At 65.2% G+C, this 264-nt stretch carries 1 pseudogene; it reads right to left on the bottom strand.

What is annotated here, in order from left to right:
* A pseudogene (locus ACZ6JE_RS15295) lies at nucleotides 1–264 on the bottom strand (cysteine--tRNA ligase); the annotation flags it as partial.

Genomic DNA, 264 nt, shown 5'->3' with positions numbered 1-264 from the left:
CTTGTAGGACGAGACATCGAACAGGACGTGCCCTTCGGCCGCATAGGCGCAGCCGGCGTCGACGATGGCCTGGATCTGATCGACGATGGCCGGGATATAGTCGGTGACGTGCGGGGCCAGGTCAGGCGGCGACACGTTCAGCAGGCCCATGTCGGCAAGATAGGCCGCCTCGTATCGGGCCGTGACCTCGCCGATCGGCACGCCCTCGCGGGCGGCCTTCTGATTGATCTTGTCGTCCACGTCGGTGACGTTGCGAGCGTAGAC

The sequence above is a fragment of the Frigoribacterium sp. AC759 genome (assembly GCF_979256015.1).
Note: the sequence above shows the minus strand (reverse complement) of the source record. Positions and strands in the feature narration are given on the sequence as shown.